General features: G+C 62.1%; 21 protein-coding genes and 1 tRNA gene. 13 read left to right on the top strand and 9 right to left on the bottom strand.

Going from position 1 to position 20514, the window contains the following annotated elements; all coding sequences use genetic code 11:
- Nucleotides 1–126: 126 nt before the first annotated feature.
- Nucleotides 127–199, bottom strand: a tRNA-Thr gene (locus HMPREF2129_RS01745).
- A gap of 125 nt (nucleotides 200–324) precedes the next feature.
- On the opposite strand from HMPREF2129_RS01745, the gene thrE reads away from it, so the two are divergent.
- The 5 genes from thrE (at nucleotide 325) to HMPREF2129_RS01720 (ending at nucleotide 4882) form a co-directional block, all read left to right on the top strand.
- Entirely contained in the window at nucleotides 325–1857 is a 1533-nt protein-coding gene (gene thrE / locus HMPREF2129_RS01740; protein ID WP_034662391.1) for a threonine/serine exporter ThrE, read from the top strand.
- Nucleotides 1858–1923: 66 nt separating this feature from the next.
- Nucleotides 1924–2319 carry a hypothetical protein gene (locus tag HMPREF2129_RS01735; protein ID WP_034662388.1) on the top strand — a complete coding sequence of 132 codons (396 nt, stop codon included), beginning with the start codon at nucleotides 1924–1926 and terminating at the stop codon, nucleotides 2317–2319.
- Nucleotides 2320–2337: 18 nt separating this feature from the next.
- The gene (locus HMPREF2129_RS01730) at nucleotides 2338–3675 is read left to right on the top strand and encodes an alpha,alpha-trehalose-phosphate synthase (UDP-forming) (RefSeq protein WP_034662239.1); all 1338 of its coding nucleotides are present in this window, start codon (nucleotides 2338–2340) and stop codon (nucleotides 3673–3675) included.
- Complete coding sequence (locus tag HMPREF2129_RS01725) at nucleotides 3672–4115, top strand: hypothetical protein (RefSeq protein WP_034662236.1); 444 nt, start codon at nucleotides 3672–3674, stop codon at nucleotides 4113–4115. Before HMPREF2129_RS01730 ends, HMPREF2129_RS01725 begins: the two co-directional genes overlap by 4 nt.
- Nucleotides 4116–4126: 11 nt before the next feature.
- Complete coding sequence (locus HMPREF2129_RS01720; protein WP_034662385.1) at nucleotides 4127–4882, top strand: trehalose-phosphatase; 756 nt, start codon at nucleotides 4127–4129, stop codon at nucleotides 4880–4882.
- On the opposite strand, the gene HMPREF2129_RS01715 is transcribed toward HMPREF2129_RS01720, so the two are convergent.
- On the bottom strand, nucleotides 4845–5930 hold the full coding sequence (locus HMPREF2129_RS01715) for a LacI family DNA-binding transcriptional regulator (protein ID WP_034662231.1): 1086 nt from the start codon (nucleotides 5928–5930) through the stop codon (nucleotides 4845–4847). The genes HMPREF2129_RS01720 and HMPREF2129_RS01715 overlap by 38 nt on opposite strands.
- Nucleotides 5931–5959: 29 nt before the next feature.
- Between HMPREF2129_RS01715 and HMPREF2129_RS01710 the strand changes: the two genes are divergently transcribed.
- Nucleotides 5960–6820 carry an alpha/beta hydrolase family esterase gene (locus HMPREF2129_RS01710; protein ID WP_034662228.1) on the top strand — a complete coding sequence of 287 codons (861 nt, stop codon included), beginning with the start codon at nucleotides 5960–5962 and terminating at the stop codon, nucleotides 6818–6820.
- Between the two features lie 41 nt (nucleotides 6821–6861).
- Here the strand turns inward: HMPREF2129_RS01710 and HMPREF2129_RS01705 are convergent, their stop codons facing one another.
- The gene (locus HMPREF2129_RS01705) at nucleotides 6862–7884 is read right to left on the bottom strand and encodes an ABC transporter substrate-binding protein (protein ID WP_232218066.1); all 1023 of its coding nucleotides are present in this window, start codon (nucleotides 7882–7884) and stop codon (nucleotides 6862–6864) included.
- A gap of 77 nt (nucleotides 7885–7961) precedes the next feature.
- Between HMPREF2129_RS01705 and HMPREF2129_RS01700 the strand changes: the two genes are divergently transcribed.
- Genes HMPREF2129_RS01700 through HMPREF2129_RS01685 form a run of 4 tightly spaced genes read left to right on the top strand, consistent with a single transcriptional unit; the run spans nucleotide 7962 to nucleotide 11785 of the window.
- Nucleotides 7962–9032, top strand: coding sequence for a FecCD family ABC transporter permease (locus HMPREF2129_RS01700; protein ID WP_052092532.1), 1071 nt, complete (start codon nucleotides 7962–7964; stop codon nucleotides 9030–9032).
- Between the two features lie 35 nt (nucleotides 9033–9067).
- A complete protein-coding gene (locus tag HMPREF2129_RS01695; RefSeq protein ID WP_084576421.1) occupies nucleotides 9068–10093 on the top strand; it encodes a FecCD family ABC transporter permease in 1026 nt (341 codons plus the stop codon).
- Entirely contained in the window at nucleotides 10093–10881 is a 789-nt protein-coding gene (locus tag HMPREF2129_RS01690; protein ID WP_034662221.1) for an ABC transporter ATP-binding protein, read from the top strand. Before HMPREF2129_RS01695 ends, HMPREF2129_RS01690 begins: the two co-directional genes overlap by 1 nt.
- A 4-nt stretch (nucleotides 10882–10885) precedes the next feature.
- Entirely contained in the window at nucleotides 10886–11785 is a 900-nt protein-coding gene (locus tag HMPREF2129_RS01685) for a siderophore-interacting protein (protein ID WP_052092530.1), read from the top strand.
- A gap of 56 nt (nucleotides 11786–11841) precedes the next feature.
- Here HMPREF2129_RS01685 and rlmB read toward each other — a convergent pair whose 3' ends face one another.
- The 6 genes from rlmB to HMPREF2129_RS01655 all read right to left on the bottom strand — a co-directional run bounded on the left by rlmB (nucleotide 11842) and on the right by HMPREF2129_RS01655 (nucleotide 17284).
- Entirely contained in the window at nucleotides 11842–12780 is a 939-nt protein-coding gene (rlmB, locus tag HMPREF2129_RS01680; protein ID WP_034662217.1) for a 23S rRNA (guanosine(2251)-2'-O)-methyltransferase RlmB, read from the bottom strand.
- A gap of 6 nt (nucleotides 12781–12786) precedes the next feature.
- Entirely contained in the window at nucleotides 12787–14199 is a 1413-nt protein-coding gene (gene cysS / locus HMPREF2129_RS01675; RefSeq protein ID WP_034662215.1) for a cysteine--tRNA ligase, read from the bottom strand.
- Between the two features lie 14 nt (nucleotides 14200–14213).
- Nucleotides 14214–14714, bottom strand: a complete 501-nt coding sequence (ispF, locus tag HMPREF2129_RS01670; protein ID WP_034662213.1) for a 2-C-methyl-D-erythritol 2,4-cyclodiphosphate synthase — start codon at nucleotides 14712–14714, stop codon at nucleotides 14214–14216.
- 21 nt (nucleotides 14715–14735) lie between these two features.
- Nucleotides 14736–15842: an HNH endonuclease signature motif containing protein gene (locus HMPREF2129_RS01665; RefSeq protein ID WP_084576417.1), complete on the bottom strand. Its 1107-nt coding sequence runs from the start codon at nucleotides 15840–15842 to the stop codon at nucleotides 14736–14738.
- A 116-nt stretch (nucleotides 15843–15958) separates the two neighbouring features.
- Complete coding sequence (gene ispD, locus HMPREF2129_RS01660; protein ID WP_034662210.1) at nucleotides 15959–16696, bottom strand: 2-C-methyl-D-erythritol 4-phosphate cytidylyltransferase; 738 nt, start codon at nucleotides 16694–16696, stop codon at nucleotides 15959–15961.
- Nucleotides 16697–16699: 3 nt separating this feature from the next.
- On the bottom strand, nucleotides 16700–17284 hold the full coding sequence (locus tag HMPREF2129_RS01655; protein WP_034662207.1) for a CarD family transcriptional regulator: 585 nt from the start codon (nucleotides 17282–17284) through the stop codon (nucleotides 16700–16702).
- Nucleotides 17285–17490: 206 nt separating this feature from the next.
- On the opposite strand from HMPREF2129_RS01655, the gene HMPREF2129_RS01650 reads away from it, so the two are divergent.
- From HMPREF2129_RS01650 to disA, 3 genes are read left to right on the top strand one after another with little or no spacing between them, the layout of a single operon-like run.
- A complete protein-coding gene (locus tag HMPREF2129_RS01650) occupies nucleotides 17491–18042 on the top strand; it encodes a hypothetical protein (protein ID WP_034662204.1) in 552 nt (183 codons plus the stop codon).
- Nucleotides 18043–18054: 12 nt separating this feature from the next.
- On the top strand, nucleotides 18055–19455 hold the full coding sequence (gene radA, locus HMPREF2129_RS01645) for a DNA repair protein RadA (RefSeq protein WP_034662201.1): 1401 nt from the start codon (nucleotides 18055–18057) through the stop codon (nucleotides 19453–19455).
- A gap of 12 nt (nucleotides 19456–19467) precedes the next feature.
- The gene (gene disA, locus HMPREF2129_RS01640) at nucleotides 19468–20505 is read left to right on the top strand and encodes a DNA integrity scanning diadenylate cyclase DisA (RefSeq protein ID WP_034662198.1); all 1038 of its coding nucleotides are present in this window, start codon (nucleotides 19468–19470) and stop codon (nucleotides 20503–20505) included.
- The last annotated feature ends 9 nt before the right edge of the window (nucleotides 20506–20514 follow it).

Here is a 20514-nt window from a genome sequence, read left to right as displayed (position 1 = left end):
GGTTCGCTTTCTCTAGGTTTCATAAGAACGCATGTAGCTCGCATCAGTAAACAACCCCAGCCTGAACGTTTCCTGTATGTCGGCTGGGTGGGGGTAAGGGGTTTATCGTCGATAAGCGAAAAAATGAGCTGGAGACGAGACTTGAACTCGCAACCTACGGTTTACAAGACCGTTGCGCTACCGATTGCGCCACTCCAGCACCCGCGCCCGAAGGCACTGACCCGTCATCATACAAGCAGCCCACCCCAAGCCACAAAAGATATAGGGGGGAATGAGTATGCGCCGGTCACCCAACAAGATACTGTGTCCGATGTGGCAACGGTGATGAAGAATTTACGGGACGCACTGCGCTCGTCCGGCCCTGTAGCAACGATCGACCAGGCGCGCACGTCTCCGCCGCCGTCCGTCCTGGCACCGGTTGACCTGACAGACCCCGCGCAAGTTGCCGCGGTGATGACCATCGGGGCGCGAGTCGGAGAAATCCTCATCGCCAACGGCACCACCAGCTCTGATGCCAAAGCGCAAATACACGCCGTCACTTCTTCCTACGGCCTGCACTACTGCCACGTAGACATCACGCTGAACACCATCACCGTGAACTCCATCATCGGGACCACTCGCAAACAACCCGTCGGGGTGTTCCGCGTCGTCGCCGATATGACCGAGAACTACACCAAACTGCAGGAAGTCGACCGGCTCATCCGCTCCATCCGCGCCGGCGCAACCCCGCCGGAAATGGCCGAAAAAATCCTCGACGACATCTACAACGCCAAACCCCCCTACCCCTGGTGGGTCTCCATCGCCGGCTGGACCATGCTCGGTGCCGCCGTGGCCATCCTGCTCGGAGGGGACCTTTCCATGTCCGCCCTCGGCGCCATCACCGCAGCACTCATCACCTCCATCAACCTGTGGCTAGGCAAAAACGAACTACCGTACTTCTACCACTGCGTCGTCGGCGGCTTTCTCGCCACTGTGCCAGCAGCAATCTTCTACACATTGGCCGCCCGCGCAGGAACGACGATCGTGCCAAGCCAAGTCATCGCAACCGGCATCGTCGTGCTACTCGCCGGCCTAACACTCGTGCAATCACTCCAAGACGGGGTCACCGGCTCCCCCGTCACCGCCAGCGGTCGCTTCTTCCAAGCCATCCTGTTCACCGGCGCAATCGTCGCTGGTGTGGCAGGCGGCATCCAAGTCGCCGATCTCATGGGCGCAGGACTTCCGCCGATTGAGACACAACCACCCACACCGACCTACAGCTCCGCCGCCGTACGCATCATCGGTGGTGCGATCGCCGCCGCCGGTTTTGCGCTCGCCGCCTACGCGGAGATCCGTGCAATCATCGTGTCCGCCGTCACCGCGCTGGTGGGCGGTTTCACCTACTACGCCGTACTCATCCCCTTCGGTGCTGGGCGCCTCTTCGCCGTATCACTGTGCGCCATCATGGTCGGCCTCGCCGGTGGTTTGCTGGCCCGCCGCTTCCTCATCGCGCCACTCATCACCGCCGTCGCCGGCGTCACCCCGTTTCTCCCCGGCTCCGGCGTCTACCGCAGCATGTACGCCTTGCTCAACGAGCAAACCGTATTAGGCCTGAACAATCTTTTCCTTGCCATCGGTACCTGCATGGCCCTTGCCGGCGGGGTCGTCCTCGGCGAATGGATCACCCGCCGCATCCGTCGCCCCGAACTTTTCAACCCCTACAACGCTTTCCGCGCTGCAGGCCGCATCACGTTCCAGCAGATCAGACGCGCCGAGCAAGCCGCTTCTCGACGCCTCACAGGCCACCCCTCCAAAAAACACCAGCCCAAACCCCCCAAGCAGCCTAAGCGTCCAAACATCCCGCCGGCTGGGCAGTAGCGTAGAATGAATGGGCCGAGAAGGGCTCGTGGATAAGCAATCAACCCGACACCGATGGAGGTAACCGTGCCACCCAAGATCACTGACAGCCGCCCGAACCCGGACGCCGTCCATGCGGTCGAGGAACAAACCGCCGCGGGCGCACGCAGTGTGGTGGCCACCTACGCCGAGGACCTGACGGACGGGGTGACCTTGATGTGCATGCTTGGCGTCGAACCGGAAGGTTTGGTGTACAAGCAGTACGAAGAGGACCTAGCCGGCGCAGAGGCCGCAAGCGAGCCGGCAAAGAAGGCGACGAAGAAGGCTGCCAAGAAAACGGCCAAAAAGTCAGCCAAGAATACTGCGAAGAAGACAGCCAAGAAAACGGTGAAGAAGGCCGCAAAGAAAGCTGCCAAGAAGACGGCTAAGAAAACAGCCAAGAAATCCACCAAGAAAACCGCTAAGAAATCCACGAGCAGCTAGAAAGTTCGAGGACGAATCATGAGCGGGGACAACGCATTCGTTGTCATAGCTAACCGCCTGCCAGTTGACCGGGTTGACGGACAATGGGTGGCATCCCCCGGTGGGCTCGTGGGGGCGCTTGCCCCCGTGTTGAAGCGCAACAGTGGCTGCTGGGTCGGCTGGCCCGGCGAGCCCGATGCGACGTTCCCGCCTTTTACCCACGACGGCATCCGGCTCCAACCCGTCAAACTCGACGCGGATGACTTCGAGGACTTCTACGAGGGGTTTTCCAACTCCACGCTGTGGCCGCTGTACCACGACCTCATTGTCACGCCGCAGTACCACCGTCAGTGGTGGCAGCGTTACCGCGCGGTGAATGAGAAGTTTGCGCGCGCCGCCGCCGACGCCGCAGCGGAAGGTGCAACGGTGTGGGTGCAGGATTACCAACTGCAGCTGGTGCCCGGGATGTTGCGGGAGCTGCGCCCAGATGTGACCATCGGGTTTTTCCTGCATATTCCTTTCCCCCATCCGGATCTGTTCCGCCAGTTGCCGTGGCGCAAGCATGTGCTGCGCGGGCTAGAGGCAGCGGACCTGATCGGCTTCCAGCGGCGCCGAGATGAAACAAACTTCCTGGATCTTGCCGCCAGCGACCCGGATGTGACTACACCGCGGACGGGGACCTTTCCTATCTCGATTGACGCTGGCGAATTCAACAAAGCCGACGACGCCGCCATTGCGCAAGTCCGCGGATTGGTGTCTAACCCAGACACGCTCATGCTCGGGGTGGACCGTCTTGACTACACCAAGGGCATCCTGCAGCGCCTGACCGCGTTTGAGGAGCTCTTGAAGGAAGGCCGGCTGGAATCGGCGGCGCTGATTCAGGTGGCTACGCCGTCGCGGGAGCGCATCGATAGCTATAAGGCTACCCGTGCCGGCGTGGAGGAAGCGGTCGGTCGGATCAACGGCCGCTACGGCAAGCTGGGCCACCCGGTGGTGCACTACGAGCACCATGCGGTGTCAAAGTCCCAGCTCCGCAGTTACTATTCCGCCGCCGACATCATGCTGGTCACGCCATTTAAGGACGGCATGAACCTGGTGGCCAAGGAATACGTCGCGTGCCACCCGGATGGTTCCGGGGCGCTGGTCTTGTCGGAGTTCGCAGGCGCTGCGGTGGAGTTGGACCGGGCGCACCTGTGCAATCCGTTTGATGTGGAGTCGGTGAAGAACTCCATCGTCGCCGCCATCGAGGCGCAGGGCTCCCCCGCCGCGCGCGATGCGATGCTGCACATGAATGCGCGCGTGCGCGAGCATGATGTGTCGCGTTGGGCGGAAGCATTTTTGAGCGAGCTCACCTCTGTAAGGAGGGACCGTCGATGAAGCGCGTGTTGGCTTTGATCTCTTGCCTTCTGCTCGCTGCGTGCGCTCCGCAGCCGGGGGAACTGGAGGACACGACGTGGGAAGTCGTCGCTGTGTACGTAGACCCCGCAACCCCCAGTGGTGTGATGCCGGATGCAGCGGGGCGCGCGCTGCTCGCGTTCGGCCCGTCCTCGCTCGCCGTTCAGACAGGGTGCGCCCCACTGCAGGCGCGGGCTGAGGTCTCCAGTGATTTTGTCCGGTTGGTGGAAGTCAAGGAGGGCCCGCTTATCGACGTCTGCCAAGGCGGCACCCGCCTCCTCCACACCCACCTGACCTCCCTGTTGACCGAGGGCTCCGAGTTCGACATCCGCAGCTACGGCGAGGACTCACCCAAGGAGCTAGTGATGACCAAGCGGACGGATGCGGTGGATAAGCCCGCGTTAAGGCTCGTGGCACAGTGACAGGCGCTGTGATGAGCAAGCTACTTTCTTCGCTGGCGCAGGTAGAGAACCTCCTGGTCTGCGTTGATTTTGATGGCACAATCTGCGAGCTTGGGCCTGACGCATATGCGGTTCAGCCGCATCCTGGGGCGATCACTGCCCTGGAGGAACTTGCGGGACTTTCGGGAACCACTGTTGCCGTGTTATCCGGGCGCCACTTGGAGGGCTTGCGGCAGGTATGCCCGCTACGGGAGCCGGTGATCCTCGTGGGCTCCCATGGTGCGGAACCAACCCACGGCGGGCCGACCTTGAGCGCTGATGAGCAGGCTGAATTGGACCGCATTGGCGCCGAGCTGAAACGGATCGCGGTGGCGCCGTCCTTCGTGGAAGAAAAGCCCTACCAGCGCGTGCTGCACGTAGCCAAAGTGAAGGATGTCACGCTCAGGGCCGCAATGCTGCGTGACGCCCTCGCACTCACCTCACGCATTCCGCCGATGCCGGGTCACAACGTCGTGGAGTTTTCAGCCGTAACCACAACGAAGGGAACGTGGTTAGCCGCTGAGAAAACACGCTTCGATGCCACTTTGTTCGCGGGTGATGACGTCACCGATGAAACCGCTCTCGCTGTGCTCGACCCGGCGCGGGGCGATGTGGGAATCAAAGTCAGCGCAGCAACCGGCAGCACCGGCTCAGCCGAGACCTGCGCGCAGCATCGCCTCGGCTCCGTGGAAGAGATGGCGCAGTTTCTTCTCAATCTCGCGGTGGCCCGACGGTCTGCCCAGGACTGAAACGGGTGGGAAGGGTGAGGCGGGGAAGGTGGGGGGATTCGTCGATAAGCGAACTTTCAACGAGCTCCGAGAGCACCTTCCCCACTGTCGCACCCTTGTGCTTGTTGGGCTGAATCACCGTGCTCAGACCACGTGCGAGCGCCCACTCCACGCCGTCGAAGCCCGTGACGGAGATATCCCCCGGCACATCCAAGCCATGTTCGAGGCAGTATTCCAGCACACCGAGCGCCATCGAATCCGTCGTACACAGCACCCCGGTCAGGTCCGGGGCCTGCGCGAACAGCTCACGCGCGGCATCCATCGCGGACCCGTAATCATTGAAGTGACGCGTAACCACAGGCACATTGGTGATGCCGGCCTCCGTGAACACGTCGAGCGCACCCAGCACTCGGGCACGCTGCACGTGCATGTCTGCCGCTTCGACCTCTGCTTTAGGCACGGTGCCTTCGCGCGCCACGTCCTTGAACAAGCGCTTACCCACAATGCCGATCCGCCGGTGCCCCGCCTCCACGAGAGCTCGCGCAGCCGGCTTGATCGCCTCATGGTCATCAATGCCCACGAAAGCGACGTCACCTTCCGGGTACGGCTGATCGCACACCACCACGGGCAGCCCACGCGCATGTACCGCGTCAAGGTGCGGCTCACCGTGTGGCACGGAGTAGACCACAAACCCGTCCACAAGCGCGCCAGCAATAAGTGGGCTTATCTCCCCTGTATCGGCCGGCCCCAATGGGATGAGGGTCAGCGCGGTGTTGGCGCCAGCGGAGCTCTCCCCGAGCCCGGCCAGAAAATCTATCGATGCTTGATCCTCAAACGCATACGACACATGCTCCGTCAGAATCACCCCAATCGCCCCCACCCGGCGCGTGCGCAAACTGCGGGCCATCGGGTCCGGCCCTGTGTAGCCGCGTGCGCGGGCCACCGCGAAGATCTTCTCGCGCAGCTCCGGGGACAGCTGCTCTGGGCGGTTGTAGGCATTCGACACCGTCGTACGCGAAACACCCAGCTCAGCGGCGATGGAGGCGAGAGTGCCCTTCTTCTGACTCATGTGGCCACTGTAACGCTAGTGTGTAGGACGTGATTGTCCAGCGCCTCATATTGCCCCACGACGGCCGCGAACGCCGCGTCACATGTGTCCTGCCGGAGGAGGTGTCACCGAGTGCGGATCTGGTGTTGTTCCTCCACGGCTCATTGCAGTCCGGCTCCGTCGCACGACGCTTCACAGCCAACACATTCGACGCGTTGACCGCGCGGGGCTGCGTCGTCGTGTACCCGGACGGCGTGGACAGGCATTTCAACGACCATCGAGTCGGCTTCAACGAGGCAGCGCGCAAATCGCTTATCGACGATACCTCCTTCCTCACCTCCCTCCCCTCCCACCTCACCGCAGAGTTTGGCTCAGACATTGGCACAGGCTTTGGCCGGATCATCGGCTGTGGCTTCTCCAACGGTGGCCAGATGCTGCAACGACTGGGGTTGGAGGCGCCCGGTTTCCTGGATGGCATCGCATGTTTCGGATCGCCGTGGCCGGCGGCTGATAACGTGCTGCCGGAACTCGCCGCGCACTTCGAGGATTGGGCGCCCGTCCCCGTCCTCTCCGTTCAAGGGACAGCGGACCCTCTCGTGCCCTATGAAGGTGGCGTCTCCGGCATCGGCAACGCCAACCGTGGAGTGGCGCGCTCCGCACTAGACTCCGCTCGCTTCTTCGCGCAGCTCAACGGGCTCGATTCTGGCGATTACACCACCACAGAAGTGGTAGAGGGGGTGTGGGTGGATAGGTGGGGTGAACGTCGAGAAGCGAAAAATCCGGTCGAGCTGTGGACGATCGAGGGCATGGGTCACCTGGTGCCCAACCCGAAAGAGATGGACAAAAAGCTCGGCCCCGGCACGAACAAAGTCGTGGGGGCCGAGCTGGTGGCGGAGTTCTTCGGGCTCTAGATAAATAGCTCAAGTCGAGCCAGTGCGACTAGCGGCCGGGATTATTTGTTGGCGTTGGTGATGGCGGCGTCGATAAGCTCCTTGAATCGCGGCGCAGCCCACCGCACGGTTAGCGGGTTGATGATCGACGACGCGGTGACCAGCGACTGATCCGTCGCTGCGACCTCGGCACCTTTCTCGATGGCCTTGATGCGAGAGTAGACAGGGTCCTTGTGCATCTCATCACGGTTAGCTTCATCAGAGTAGAACGTGAATATGAGATCAGAGCTGTTTAGTGCGTCCGCGTTCTCTTTGGACAGTTCAGCGGAGTCGGTGCCGGGAACTTCCGGGAACTGCTTGTACACGTCGTCGACTTTAAGGCCCAGGTTGGACAAGAACGCGACGCGCTGCTCATTGGGAAGGAAAATACCCAAGTTCTGGGGGCCGTCGTTATAGATATAACTGAAGGTGTAGTTGCCGTAGTTTTCTTCGGACTGTTCCTCGAAGGCAGCTTTGACATCGTCTTTGACGGCTTGGGCCTTGTCAGGTTCACCAAGTGCCTTAGCAATCACGTCAACTTGCTCTTCCCAGGTGATCGTCCACGGCTCTTTCTCGTAGGCGATGGTTGGGGCAATTTCGGACAGCTGGTCGTACTGCTCCTGCGTGATGCCTGACCAAGGCGCGAGGATCACGTCGGGTTTGTATCCGAGGATTTCCTCTGCGCTAAGCGCGTCATCGCCTTCGAATTGTTTGGGCAGCTCATCGCCGCGTTCTTCGACGGCTTCTTTGATCCAGGGCAGGTAGCCGGACTCGTCGGACCCCCAGGCGTAGGACTGGATGGCAACGGGGGTGTGGCCCATCGCGATGGCGATTTCGGCGGAGCCTTGGCCGATGGTAACGATGCGTTCGGGCTTCTCCTTGATTTCTGCGGTGCCGAGCGCGTGTTTGATGGACACGGGCTGGAAGTCGCCTGCGGGCGCGCCGCTTGCGGAGCTGGCGTCGTTCGCGTCATTCGCGGTGCCAGAGCATGCGGTGAGTGCCACCGCAGTTGCACAGGCTAGGAAAAGGCTGGCGAGACGTTTCATGGTCAATCCTTTCATCCATAAATATTTCGATAGGCCAGGCTACCCTAACTGGTGCTAGGTAGTCTAGACTGCCTGTCATGAAAACTGCGACGCAGGCGGACCTGCCACCCCACACGGTGCGCGCCGGTTTCAGCCTGACGGGCAAAAGCAGTGCACTAGCAGTACTTTTCGCATTGCTCGCAGTAGGGTTCATGCTCAGTCTTGCGGTTGGCGCGCGCAGCATCGCGCTTGTCGACGTCTGGCACGCACTCACCCACATCCGTGACCTCCACCGCAACATGGACACGATTTCACAGGACGAACTCACTGTTGCGGCGCTGCGGTTCCCGCGCACGCTGTTGGCAATCCTCGTGGGAGCGGCCCTTGGGGTAGCGGGCGCGTTGATTCAGGGGCACACGCGCAACCCGTTGGCAGATCCGGGAATTTTGGGAGTGTCTGCGGGGGCGGCGCTGGCGGTGGTGTCATTCACGTTCCTCGGGGTAACAAGCGTGACCGGGTCAGCGGTCGTGGCGTTCATCGGGGCGGGGCTAGCCACGGTAGCGGTTTTCGCGCTCGCCGCTGCGGGAAACGGCCATGTCAACCCGTTGAATCTGGTACTTGGCGGGGCTGCGTTGTCGGCGGTGATGGGGGCAGCCACCTCCGCCTTTGTGCTTATCGACGCCAACTCCCTCGACCAAATGCGTTTCTGGAACGTAGGCTCCGTGGCAGGCCGCAGCCTCGACGTCTTCTGGGGTGTGCTGCCGTTCATCGGCTTCGGGGTGGTGGCGGCATTCGCTTCGGCCCCAGGGCTGAACCTGTTGACGCTGGGCGAAGACGTAGCCAGCTCACTAGGCGTAAATGTGCAACGACACCGGGTGGCCGGGATGGCGATCATCGCTCTACTAGCCGGCTCCGCAACAGCAGCGGCAGGCCCAATCGGCTTCCTCGCCCTGGTTGTTCCGCACATCAGCCGCACAATCTGCGGTCCGGACTACCGCTGGATCCTCCCCCTCTCCAGTGTCATTGGGGCGAACTTTTTGCTGTACGCCGATATCGCCGGACGCCTCATCGCCCGCCCAGCGGAAGTGCAAGTGGGCATCGTGCTGGCGTTTGTGGGCGCACCATTTTTCATATGGATGATGTACAGGAATAAGGTGATGGCGCTGTGAGGAGGGAAACTAGGGCGTCGATTAGCGTGGGACAGATGAGCGCGGCGTGGCGGCCGCGAGTTTTCCTAGCCACAGTGCTGCTGGCGCTGACTGTGCTTGTGCTCTTCGCCCTCAAGCTCGCTGTGGGCGATTACAACCTGCCACTTGGCGCCGTTTGGAACGTTCTGCTGGGCGGGGGTGAGACGACAGAGAAACTCGTGGTGCTCAAATGGCGTATGCCACGCGCTGCAACAGCCGTCGGCGTGGGCGCCACACTGGGGCTATCTGGTGCGCTGATGCAGTCTGTCACGCGGAACCCGCTGGCTAGTCCCGATATCCTCGGCATCACGATGGGCGCGTCCGCTGCAGCCGTCACTGTGATCGTGATTGGCACGGGAAGCGCGAGCGTGGTCACGTCATGGATCGGTGGGCTGGGCATCTCCACTGCGGCAGCAGTCGGCGCAATGGCGTCGGCGCTGGTGATCTGGCTGCTTGCGTTCCGGCGCAATGTCGATTCCTTCCGTCTGGTCCTCTTCGGCGTGATCATCAATGCGCTGCTCCAAGCGTACGTCAGCTACCTTCTCATCCGCGCCGATCTTCGCGACGCCCAAGCAGCCACTGTCTGGCTTACCGGCTCCCTCAACGCCGCCAACTGGCATACCGCCACCCCCGTCTTCGTCCTGCTGGGAGTATTTATCCCTGTCATAGCCTGGATCAGCTACCAGTTCAAAGCGATGGAGCTTGGCCCTGATTTCGCCACCGGATTGGGGCAGAACCCCCGCCGGAACCAATTAACGTTCATCGCCTGCTCGGCCGTTCTTGCAGCCGTGGCGGTGGCAGCGGCAGGACCAATCGGGTTCGTCGCATTCGTCGCGCCGCAGGTGGCGTTGCGTCTGTGCGCGGTTTCTTCACCGCCACTGACCGCTTCAGCGCTCACCGGCGCGCTGCTCGTCACAGCGTCCGACTTGGTCACCACCCACGCTCTGCCCGTCGCCCTTCCGGTGGGCCTGCTCACCGCAGTGCTTGGCGGAAGCTTCCTCATCTACGTGCTGATTCAAAACAACCGGAGGAATTCGATCTAATGGACGGCATCACCGTGCGCAACCTACGGGTCTCATACGGAACGAAGACAGTCATTGACGGACTCGACGTAAACATCCCTGCCGGCAAAGTGACCACGGTCATCGGGCCTAACGGGTGCGGGAAGTCGACAATGTTGAAGGCGGTGGGGCGACTAGTGGCGTCCTCAGGCGAAGTGCTTCTTGGTGGCCGCGACGTGCGCGCGATGCCCCGCAAACAGCTCGCCACGCTGTTGTCCATGCTGCCTCAAAGCCCCACAGCGCCCGAGGGACTACTGGTCAAAGACCTGGTGGGGCGGGGCAGACACCCGCATCAAACGTGGTTCAACCAATGGTCATCGACAGACCGCGAGGTCGTCGCAGACGCGCTCGCCCAAACCCAATCGACCGACCTGGCGGACCGTGACATCAACCAGCTCTCCGGCGGGCAGCGCCAACGCGTCTGGATCTCCATGGTCCTCGCTCAACAAACGCCCACCATGCTTCTCGACGAACCCACCACCTACCTCGACCTCTCCACCTCCATCGACGTACTCAACCTAGTGCGGCGGCTCAACACCCAACTCGACCGCACCGTGGTCATGGTGCTACACGACCTCAACCTCGCCGCCCGCTACTCCGACCACCTCCTTGTCATACGCGACGGCGCGCTGCACGCCGCCGGATCCCCCGCTGACGTGATCACACCTGATCTACTGCGCAGCGTCTTCGACCTTGAGGCGTTGGTCGAAGAAGATCCTGCCGTCGGCGGTCCGCTCATCATTCCCGCAGCACCGGTGGGAAAAAGGTGACACCGTGGCTATCTCACCATCGGCGGCGTTTACAGACCCCCACATCAACACCATCCCCACCCGCGACGGCGCGGAAGTATTCACAGCGGAAGTCGTGTCCAACAAACTAATCGCGCCACACGTTCGGGAGATCACTTTCTATGCCCCTGAGCTGGCCAGTTTCGGCATCACAGGACCCGACGAATTCTTCGGCCTGCTCATGCCACAGCACGGCCAGGACTATACGCCGATACCTCCGCAGGCAACGGCGAACATCCGCGGCCATGTCGCGTCGCTGCCCAGTGCCACCCGTCCCGATCTTCGCTGGTACACAATCCGCCACTTGAACTGGCGTGACAACACTCTATCCACACAGATCGTCACTCACGGAGTAGACAACGTCGCCGATGCGAAAGGCCCCGGCCTACGATGGGTACTCTCCGCCACTCCCGGCGACAAGGTGGGCATTGTGGCGGCAAACGGGCTGTGGCACCGGCCGTCGTACGCCCCGTTCAATCGTGCGGAGCCGCAGCTGCTCGTCGGTGACGCAACCTCCGCCCCGTCAATCCTGGGCATTCTCGAGTTCCTCGACGAATTCCACCCTGCCGAGCTGGCTCAAACACACGTTGTTCTCGTGTCCGAATCGTCCGCCGACCATTCGCCGGAGTTCCTCGATTGGCGGCCGCGCGTGGCCAGCATGGACATCGTGTATTCCGGCTACTCCGAGCACGTCGAAGCTCTACTGCAGTGCCTGACCTGCAAACTCCGTGTTGAACGCAAGTTTGACGGCATCCGTTACGTTTACGCCTGCTGCGAATCCGCGTTAGCGAAACAAGCGCGCCGGTTTGCCAAAGAAGAACTGGGACTTGCCCCGAAGAACATCTTCTGGAGTCCTTTTTGGATCCAGGGCCGCGCCCGTCCCTGACCGCACAGTCCCCCGGGCGCACGGCGGACGATACAGCCCGCCACCACGCGACAGCTCTAGCTCGTGCGGCGCTGGCGCGCGAACTCGCTGAGCACAACACCCGCGGCGACGGACGCGTTGAGAGACTCCACCCAATCCGCAGTGGGGATAGACATGATCACGTCGCAGTTCTCACGCACCAAGCGGGAAATGCCCTTGCCCTCGGAACCGACGACGATGACCACCGGGTCCGTCGCACCGTTGAACGTGTCCAGGGTGTGCTCCCCGCCCGCGTCAAGGCCCACGACCATGTAGCCGTTGTTTTTGAACTCCTTAATCGTGCGCGTGAGATTCGTCGCACGCGCAACCGGCAGACGGGCAGCCGTGCCGGCAGACGTCCGCCACGCAACACCCGTGACCTGTGCTGAACGACGCTCCGGGATGATTACGCCGTGGCCGCCGAACGCCGCTGTCGAACGGATCACCGCACCCAGATTGCGCGGGTCCGTGATGTTGTCCAGGACGACGAACATGCCGGTTTCGCCGCGATCATTCACGCCAGCGATGAGGTCGAAGACGTCGGCGTACTTGTACGGCTGAATCTTCAGGCCGATGCCCTGGTGGAGGGTGTTGCCCGTCATGTTGTCCAGGTCCCGGCGCGGCACCTCATGCACCGGGATCTGGCGGGTGTTGGCCATGAGGACGGCTTCACTCAAGCGGTCGTCGTGGCCGGTGCCGTGGGCGATGATGAGGGCCTCAGCCGGCACCTTCGCGTGCAAGCACTCGATGACAGGGTTGCGGCCCACCACGAGGTCCGCTTGCTCCCGTTCATGGCGGCCCTGATCACGGCGCTGGCGCTCCAACTTCCGCTTATGGGCGGAGTGGTACACGCGGTCCTCGGCCTTCGGTGTCGGCCCCTTGCCCGCCAGGCCACGTCGACGCTTGCCGCCGGAGCCTTTAGTGGCGCCTTTCTTGTTCTTCTTTTGCTTATCGGGGCGCTCGTACGGTTTAGCCATTCTTCTTTATCCCTTCAGCTCCCACGTGGCACCATCGGCGGTGTCGGTGACATCGATGCCAGCGGCGGCCAGACGGTCGCGGACTTCGTCGGCGGTGGCCCAGTCCTTGTCGGCGCGAGCCTGCGCGCGACGTTCCAGTTCAACCTGGACGAGGACATCCAGAGCCGCCTCCGCCGCGCCAGAAGCACTGGAAGCGTCGGCAGCACTCGCCCACTCGCCGGGGTCGATGCCCAGCACAGCAGTCATTGCGCGGACTGAACCGGCGAAATTGCGGGCTAACGTCGCGTCGCCGTCCGCGAGCGCCTTGTTGCCTGCACGGACGGTGTTGTGGATCTCCGCCAGCGCCTTAGGTACGCCGAAGTCCTCGTTCATGGCCTCCGCGAACGCAGGGGTCCACTCGCCGCGAGACACGGGCTCGCCGCCAGAAGCAGCAGCGGCGCGGGCGACAAAATCCTCAATACGCCGGTAGCCTGCCGCAGCTTCTTGCAGCGCCGCCGACGAATACTCCAGCACGCTGCGGTAATGCGCGGACCCCAGGTAGTAGCGCAGCTCCACCGGGCGCACGGCCTCGAGCATGTTGTCGATCGAGAGCACGTTGCCCAGCGACTTCGACATTTTCTCCCCCGCCATGGTCACCCAGTGGTTGTGCATCCAATACTGGGCAAAGCCGTCGCCGGCAGCGTGGGATTGTGCTTGCTCGTTCTCGTGGTGCGGGAACTGCAGGTCAAGCCCGCCACCATGAATGTCAAACTCAGCACCCAAGTACCACGTTGACATCGCGGAGCATTCCAAGTGCCAGCCGGGGCGGCCATCGCCCCAAGGGGTGGGCCAGCTCGGTTCGCCGGGTTTCGCAGCTTTCCACAGCGCGAAGTCATGGGCGCCGCGCTTGCTGGCCACGTCGGTTTCACCTTGTTCCATCTCCTCGACGCGGTTGCCGGACAAGGACCCATAGTCGGAGCCTTCCGCCGCTACCCAGGCAGCAACGTCGAAGTAGACGGAGCCGTCGGCGGCATACGCAAAGCCGGCGTCGATAAGCCTTTGCATGTAGTCGATCATCTGGGTGACAAACCCGGTTGCGCGTGGCTCGACGCTCGGTGGCAGAACGCCCAGCGTGCTGTAGGCGCGTGTAAATTCGCGCTCGTAGGTGGACACCCATTCCCACCAGGGGCGACCGTTTTCGGCGGCTTTTGTGAGGATTTTGTCGTCGATGTCGGTCACGTTGCGCACAAAAGCGACATCGTAACCGGTGGCGAGGAACCAGCGGCGCACGATGTCGAAGGCCACGCCGGAACGCAGATGCCCGATGTGCGGCGAGGACTGCGGCGTCGCACCGCACACATACATCGAGACGTGCCCCTCACGGAGAGGTTCAAATTCGCGGAGAGTGCGGGTCGCGGTGTCAAAAATGCGTTGAGTCACGCGCCCCAGTTTAACTATCGCTTATCGACGAGCGCCGTCGCCACCGCCGCTCTCCCCTCCCCCGATCCCGTGAAACCCATCCCGTCGGTCGTCGTGGCACTCACGGACACGGGTGCGCCGAGAGCTTCGGACAGGACGCGCTCGGCCTCTTCGCGCACCGGGCCCATTTTGGGGGTCTGGCCGATGAGTTGAGCTGAAGCGTTGAGCACGGTGTAGCCGTTGGCGGCGACGAGTTCACGCAACTCGGTAAGCAACTGCACCCCAGTGACCCCCTCGTACTCCGGGCGGTCAACACCGACGAAACTGCCCAGGTCCCCCAGCCCGGTTGCGGAGAGCACTGCGTCGACGATGGCGTGGCTGACAACGTCACCGTCTGAGTGTCCTTCGCATCCGTCGACGCCCTCGAAGATGAGGCCGGCGATCCAGCAGGGTTTGCCGGGCTCGATGCGGTGGGCGTCAAAAGCAGTGCCAACTCGCAGTGTGGAAATCGGATTCGGGGTTTTGGAGGATTCCATGATCCATCATCCTAGTGGGCACTATCTGGCGCGGACTGGCACCTTCGCCGGGTCGTGGTTGAACAGGGACCGCATCCCGCCGAACGGGTGCAGTGTGTTCGCGCGGGCGAACCCGCGTGGGGAGATCCACACTGGTGCACCACCACGCATCTCGACGTGGCCGCGGTGCGCCACATGTGCGTCATCGTCGTTGACGCGATTGTGGTAGCGGCACAGTGGTGCGAGGTTGTTCGCGTTGGTCTCACCGCCGTTCTTCCAGGCCTTGATGTGGTGGATTTCGCACTGGTCAGCCCCACGACGACAGTCCGGGCTGGTACAGATCGGCTGCGTAGCCCTCGCCATATCGCGCTGCTTCGCGTTGGCGAAACGCTCCAGCCGATACTGGTTCACCGCGCCCTCCGTAGGATGAAAGACCACTGCTTCCAGCTCGTTGTCCGGGTTGGCGGTGTGGGTGGTGAGGAAATCAGCGCCGGTGATAGTGGTGCCGTCCGTCAGCCCAAGCACAACGTCATCGCCCTCCCCGCGAATAATGCGCACCCACTCTGGCAACGGGATAAGCAACTGTGGCCTCGGGACGGCGCGCGGTACGCCACCGCCACTACGTATGAGCGCCAGGAAATGTTCCAGTAATTGTGGCGCAAGAGGCAAGTCCGGGTCCACCCCCTCAAGCAGCGCGTGTTCTAAATCGGCGACATCACGCTCGTCGGCCCAGAACATCACCCGGCGCCGGCCGTGACGCGACGGCGAAATGGTCAACTTCTTCTCCGGCGGCTTATCCGCGCCGGGCAGAAGCTTCCTAGTCAACGCAAGCAAGGCCTTATAATTACCGCGCACGGCGAGCATGGTCAGCCGAAGCTTGTTGCGTGTCCGGTTGTTGTTGATCCGCTTGAGCTTCTTCTCAATGTGCACGAGTTTGTCCAGGCTCACCCCCTCCACGCGTGCTTTCTCCCGCGCCTGCCGCTGCTTCGACGGCGACGTGGTTGGACCGTAATACGCGTCATGTACGAGCTTCCAGTTATTCGCTGTTGCTTGCGACATCCCGGCATCTAACGCGGCTTGGCGGTCAAACCCCTTCAACATATCTATTGCGCCGCCTGATAAGGCCGCGATCACAGTATTAAAGTTCATGCCCCAAAGGTATTGCTCAAAAGTACCGTTTAACAAGGGTTTTAGAGATTTCCCACAGTTTCACAATTTATGGAACCAAACAGGGGCCTAAGGCAGTCTAAGTAAGATGGGGTTTTTCAAACGCCAGGGTTGCCGGGCACGTCAAAAACGGTGGGTTCTGCCTCATCCGTGATGCGTTGTGCCAGCACAAGGTCGATGGGAGTGGTGATCTTAAAGGCCATCGGGTCGCCCTGCACCGTAGACACGGCGACACCGAACCATTCCATGAGGCTCGCGTCGTCGGTGGGGGTGAAGTCCATAGCGTCAGCAGCGAAGTAGGCCTCATTTGCCTCCCGCAACGTAGCTAGGTCGAAGCCCTGCGGTGTCTGCACGGCCCGCAGTTGGGAGCGGTCGGGGGTGGAGAGCACGTCCCCTGCAGCGTCGACAAGCTTGATGGTGTCTGCGACAGGCAACACCGGGACGACTGCCGGGGCGCCGGCGAGCACCCCCCGCGCAACGCGCGCGATCATCCCAGGCGGCGTCAGGGCGCGGGCGGCGTCGTGGACGAGGACCACAGCATCGTCGAAAGGCAGTGCTTGCAGGCCCGCCCACACGGAATCCACGCGTTCGCCGGCGCCGTGAATGAACTGGACATCGTGTCCACACAGCCGTTCGCGCGCGAGCGGCTCCATGTCCGGGCTGACCAGCACGCCAATATGGTCCACGACGGCGGACGTTTCCATCGCCGTCACAGAGCGTTCCAGCAGCGTACGGTCGCGCAGTGGCACGTAAGCCTTGGGGATCTCGGCGCCGAGCCGGGTCCCGCGCCCCGCCGCCGCAACAAGCGCGACGACGCGCCGTCCATTGTCGCTGATGGTCTAGTCCTCGTCGTCGAAGCTCAGGTCATCGAGGTCGACGTCATCTTCCGCGTCGAAAGCCCCCTCCGGCTTAGCCACGAGACCTTGCTCCACGTGGCGGGCGATGATGGCCTGGATTTCCTGTTCCATGTTTTGGGCCTTGGCTTCGTCGACAGGCTCGGCGAGCGCGAGCTCACCCACGAGGACCTGGCGGGCCTTGCCCAGCATGCGCTTCTCACCAGCGGAAAGGCCACGACCTTGATCACGGCGCCACAGGTCACGCACAACTTCCGCGACCTTGTTAATGTCGCCCGACGCGAGACGCTCCTGGTTAGCTTTGTAGCGGCGGGACCAGTTACCGGCCTCCTCCACATCCGTCTCGCGCAGCACGGAGAACACCTTGCGTAGCCCCTCCTCGCCGACAACATCGCGTACACCAACGAGCTCCGCATTTTTAATAGGCACGCGCACCGACAGGTCAGACTGAAGAATGTTGAGTACGAGGAAGTCCAGTGTCTCCCCACCCATCTCTCGCTGCTCAATGTCTGCGATCTGAGCCGCACCGTGGTGCGGGTAGACAACTACTTCTCCGACCTTAAAATCCATTCCGTCTCCTACTCGCATGCTTATCGACGACTACCGCCACACGAATAACGCCACGATCTTACCACCGGCCCCAAACCAACACCGGCCCCCATTATGGATACCCCCGGTTGCACCCACACACTGACCGGAAACTGTGAATAGTCGGAGAGAAAAGACTAGGCTTTCACGTTGATACGCCTAAAAATTCCAACCAGGAGGACATCGACGTGAACTCCCTGAAGCCGGTTATCCGCCGCGCAGGTGCCGTCTCCATCGCAGCTGCTTCTGCCGTGCTGCTCACCGCATGCTCTGCAGGCCAGATTACCCAGACCTCATCCCAGGTCGCTGCCGTGAACGGTGCGAGTGTTCAGACTGAGGATGGATCTGTCACCGTCCACGACATCACCCTTGTCTTGGAGGACAACGGTGACGCTGCGTTGAAGTTCACTGCTTCTAACCAGGATTATGACCGCCATGAGCACGCGTTAAAGTCCGCCACCGTTAACGGCAAGCCGGTCACAATGTCCACCCCGGAGCCGATGGCCTACAACTGCTCCATCGTGGGGGACTCCGCTGCTGGTCTGCAGAATATGCCGCAGGCTGAAAACGCGTGCATCGAATACGTGAAAACCTCGGTGGACAATGACAACTTCGCCTACGGCGGCAACGTTCCGGTGACCTTCACGTTTGATTCCGGCACGGTTGAGGCTATGGCTACCGTTGCCGCGCCGACCGCAAAATCCGGCGAGTCTGACCGCCAGCCGGAGCAGAAGCACTAGTTCACTAAAGCTGTGGTGAAGCAGCGCACCGTCCACACCTGCACGGAGTGTGGGTATTCGTCGCCGAAGTGGTTAGGGCGCTGCCCCGAATGTGGTGCGTGGGGCACATTCGAGGAATCAACAGCTACTCCGACGAGTGCTGCTGGGGGTGCGAAGGCACGCACCGGCATTAGCTCGGGTGCGCCAAAGGGGTTAGCGCCGGCGTCACCAGCGCAGCCCATCACGAAGGTCAACGCCAGTGCCGCTGGGCGTGTGACGTCGGGGATTTCAGAGCTTGACCGCGTCCTTGGTGGCGGTGTCGTGCCGGGTTCCGTGGTGCTACTGTCGGGCGAACCCGGTGTGGGTAAATCAACGCTGTTGTTGGAAGTGGCTACCCGCTGGGCGGCGACGGGGGATCGCACCGCCTTGTACGTGACGGCGGAAGAATCCGCAGCCCAAGTTCGTGGCCGTGCGGAACGCACTGGTGGCTTAGATAAGAACCTGTATTTGGCATCTGAGTCCAACCTGGATGTTGTGTTCGGCCACGTAGACCAGGTCAAGCCCAGTCTTCTCATCGTGGACTCAGTGCAGACCATGCAGGCCGCCGGCGTCGAAGGCGTAGCTGGCGGTGTTGCGCAATCGCGGGCGGTCACCGCGGCTCTGACCACCCTGGCAAAGACAACTAATTTGCCTATTTTGCTCGTCGGGCACGTGACCAAGGACGGCAATGTTGCTGGCCCCCGCGTGCTAGAGCACCTGGTAGACGTCGTCCTCGCTTTTGAAGGCGACCGGCAGACGAGCCTGCGCATGCTGCGCGGAATGAAAAACCGCTTCGGTGCCACAGATGAAGTCGGCTGCTTTGAACAAACCGCAGACGGTATTCGGGAGGTGCCGGACCCGTCGGGGTTATTCCTCTCCCATCGGGGGCAGACACCGGACGGATCAGCGGTGACTGTAGCTATGGACGGTGTGCGCCCCATCCTCGCCGAAGTCCAGTCTTTGACTGTTGACCCGGTGAACAAGTCACCACGCCGCGTGGTTACGGGCCTGGATTACAACCGCGTCCCCATGGTGCTTGCCGTTCTCCAAGCGCGGTGTGGGCAGCGCACTAATGACCAGGATGCGTACGTGGCTACTGTCGGCGGAGTGCGTATCACGGAGACAGGAACGGACCTCGCCGTGGCACTGGCAACATGGTCGAGCCTACACACCACTCCCCTGCCACCAAAGACGGTGGTCATCGGGGAAGTGGGACTCGCCGGCGAAGTGCGTCGCGTGCCCAACCTTGAGCGTCGTCTCACCGAAGCCGCTCGCCTAGGCTATGAAAATGCGATCGTGCCCACAGGCCTGGCAAAAGAAATCCCCGGGATGCGGGTCGTGCAGGTGGGGACGGTGAGGGAGGCGATTAGTGTCGTCGACAAGCAAAATGCGTAGACTTTAGCCATTATGGCTATGCGCGATGTTTTGCTGCGGCTCGCCCCTGGAACGGAACTGCGCGACGGGCTCGAACGCATCAAGCGTGGGCACACCGGCGCGCTGATTGTGCTGGGAGACGGGCCAGAGGTGTCCGCCGTGTGCGACGGCGGCATTGAATTCGATGTCCCTTTCTCTGCGACGTTGTTGCGTGAGCTTTCCAAGATGGACGGCGCCGTCGTGCTGTCAGAGGATTTGACGCGGATCACGCGCGCGAATGTGCAGTTGGTGCCTTCTCCGACGTTCCACACATCAGAGACCGGCACGCGGCACCGCTCCGCTGAACGCACTGCGCTGCACACGGGCGTACCGGTGGTCTCTGTGTCTGGGTCGATGAACATTGTGACGGTGTACGCTTCCGGGAAACGTCACGTCCTTGAGGAGCCCGCCGTGTTGCTCACCCGTGCCCATCAAGCGATTGCCACCGTGGAGCAGTACCGCAGCCGCGTAGACAAGGCGAACCAACGCCTGTTCGTTGCGGAGATGAACCGGTACGCCGCGGTGGAGGATGTGCTGCACCTGCTGCAACGTCAGCTTCTGCTGCAGCGCGCCGCACGCGATGTGGATGATCAGATCGTGGAGCTCGGCACCGACGCGCGCCAGCTGCGCCTCCAACTCACGGAGCTGCGCGGCACGATCTACCACGACATTGCCATGCTCGTGTGCGACTACCTCGTCGCGGAGGTTGCGCCGAGCAATGAGCTTATCGACGCCGCGATTGACTCCCTCGACCACCTCCCCGACCCCGAACTGCTCAACACCGCCACCCTCGCACAGGTGTTGGGCCTGCCAGCGACGGAGGAAAACCTCATGGAATCGGTGACGCCGCGTGGCTACCGGGCTCTGTCGCGTATTCCGCGGGTGCAGAAATCCCTCATCGACTACATCGTTGCCGAATTCGGGGACCTCGACGCCATCCGCGCTGCCGACGCAGAACAGCTGGCAGAGGCGAAGAACGTGTCGCTCTTGTGGGCGCGCCACATCGTAGAGGGGCTGCGGCGCAACGCCTAGCGCTGCGGC

This window comes from Corynebacterium tuscaniense DNF00037 (assembly GCF_000759055.1).
In the GTDB taxonomy this organism is placed as follows: domain Bacteria; phylum Actinomycetota; class Actinomycetes; order Mycobacteriales; family Mycobacteriaceae; genus Corynebacterium; species Corynebacterium tuscaniense.
The sequence above is the reverse complement of the archived record's forward strand: the minus strand, read 5'-3'. Positions and strand labels throughout refer to the sequence as shown.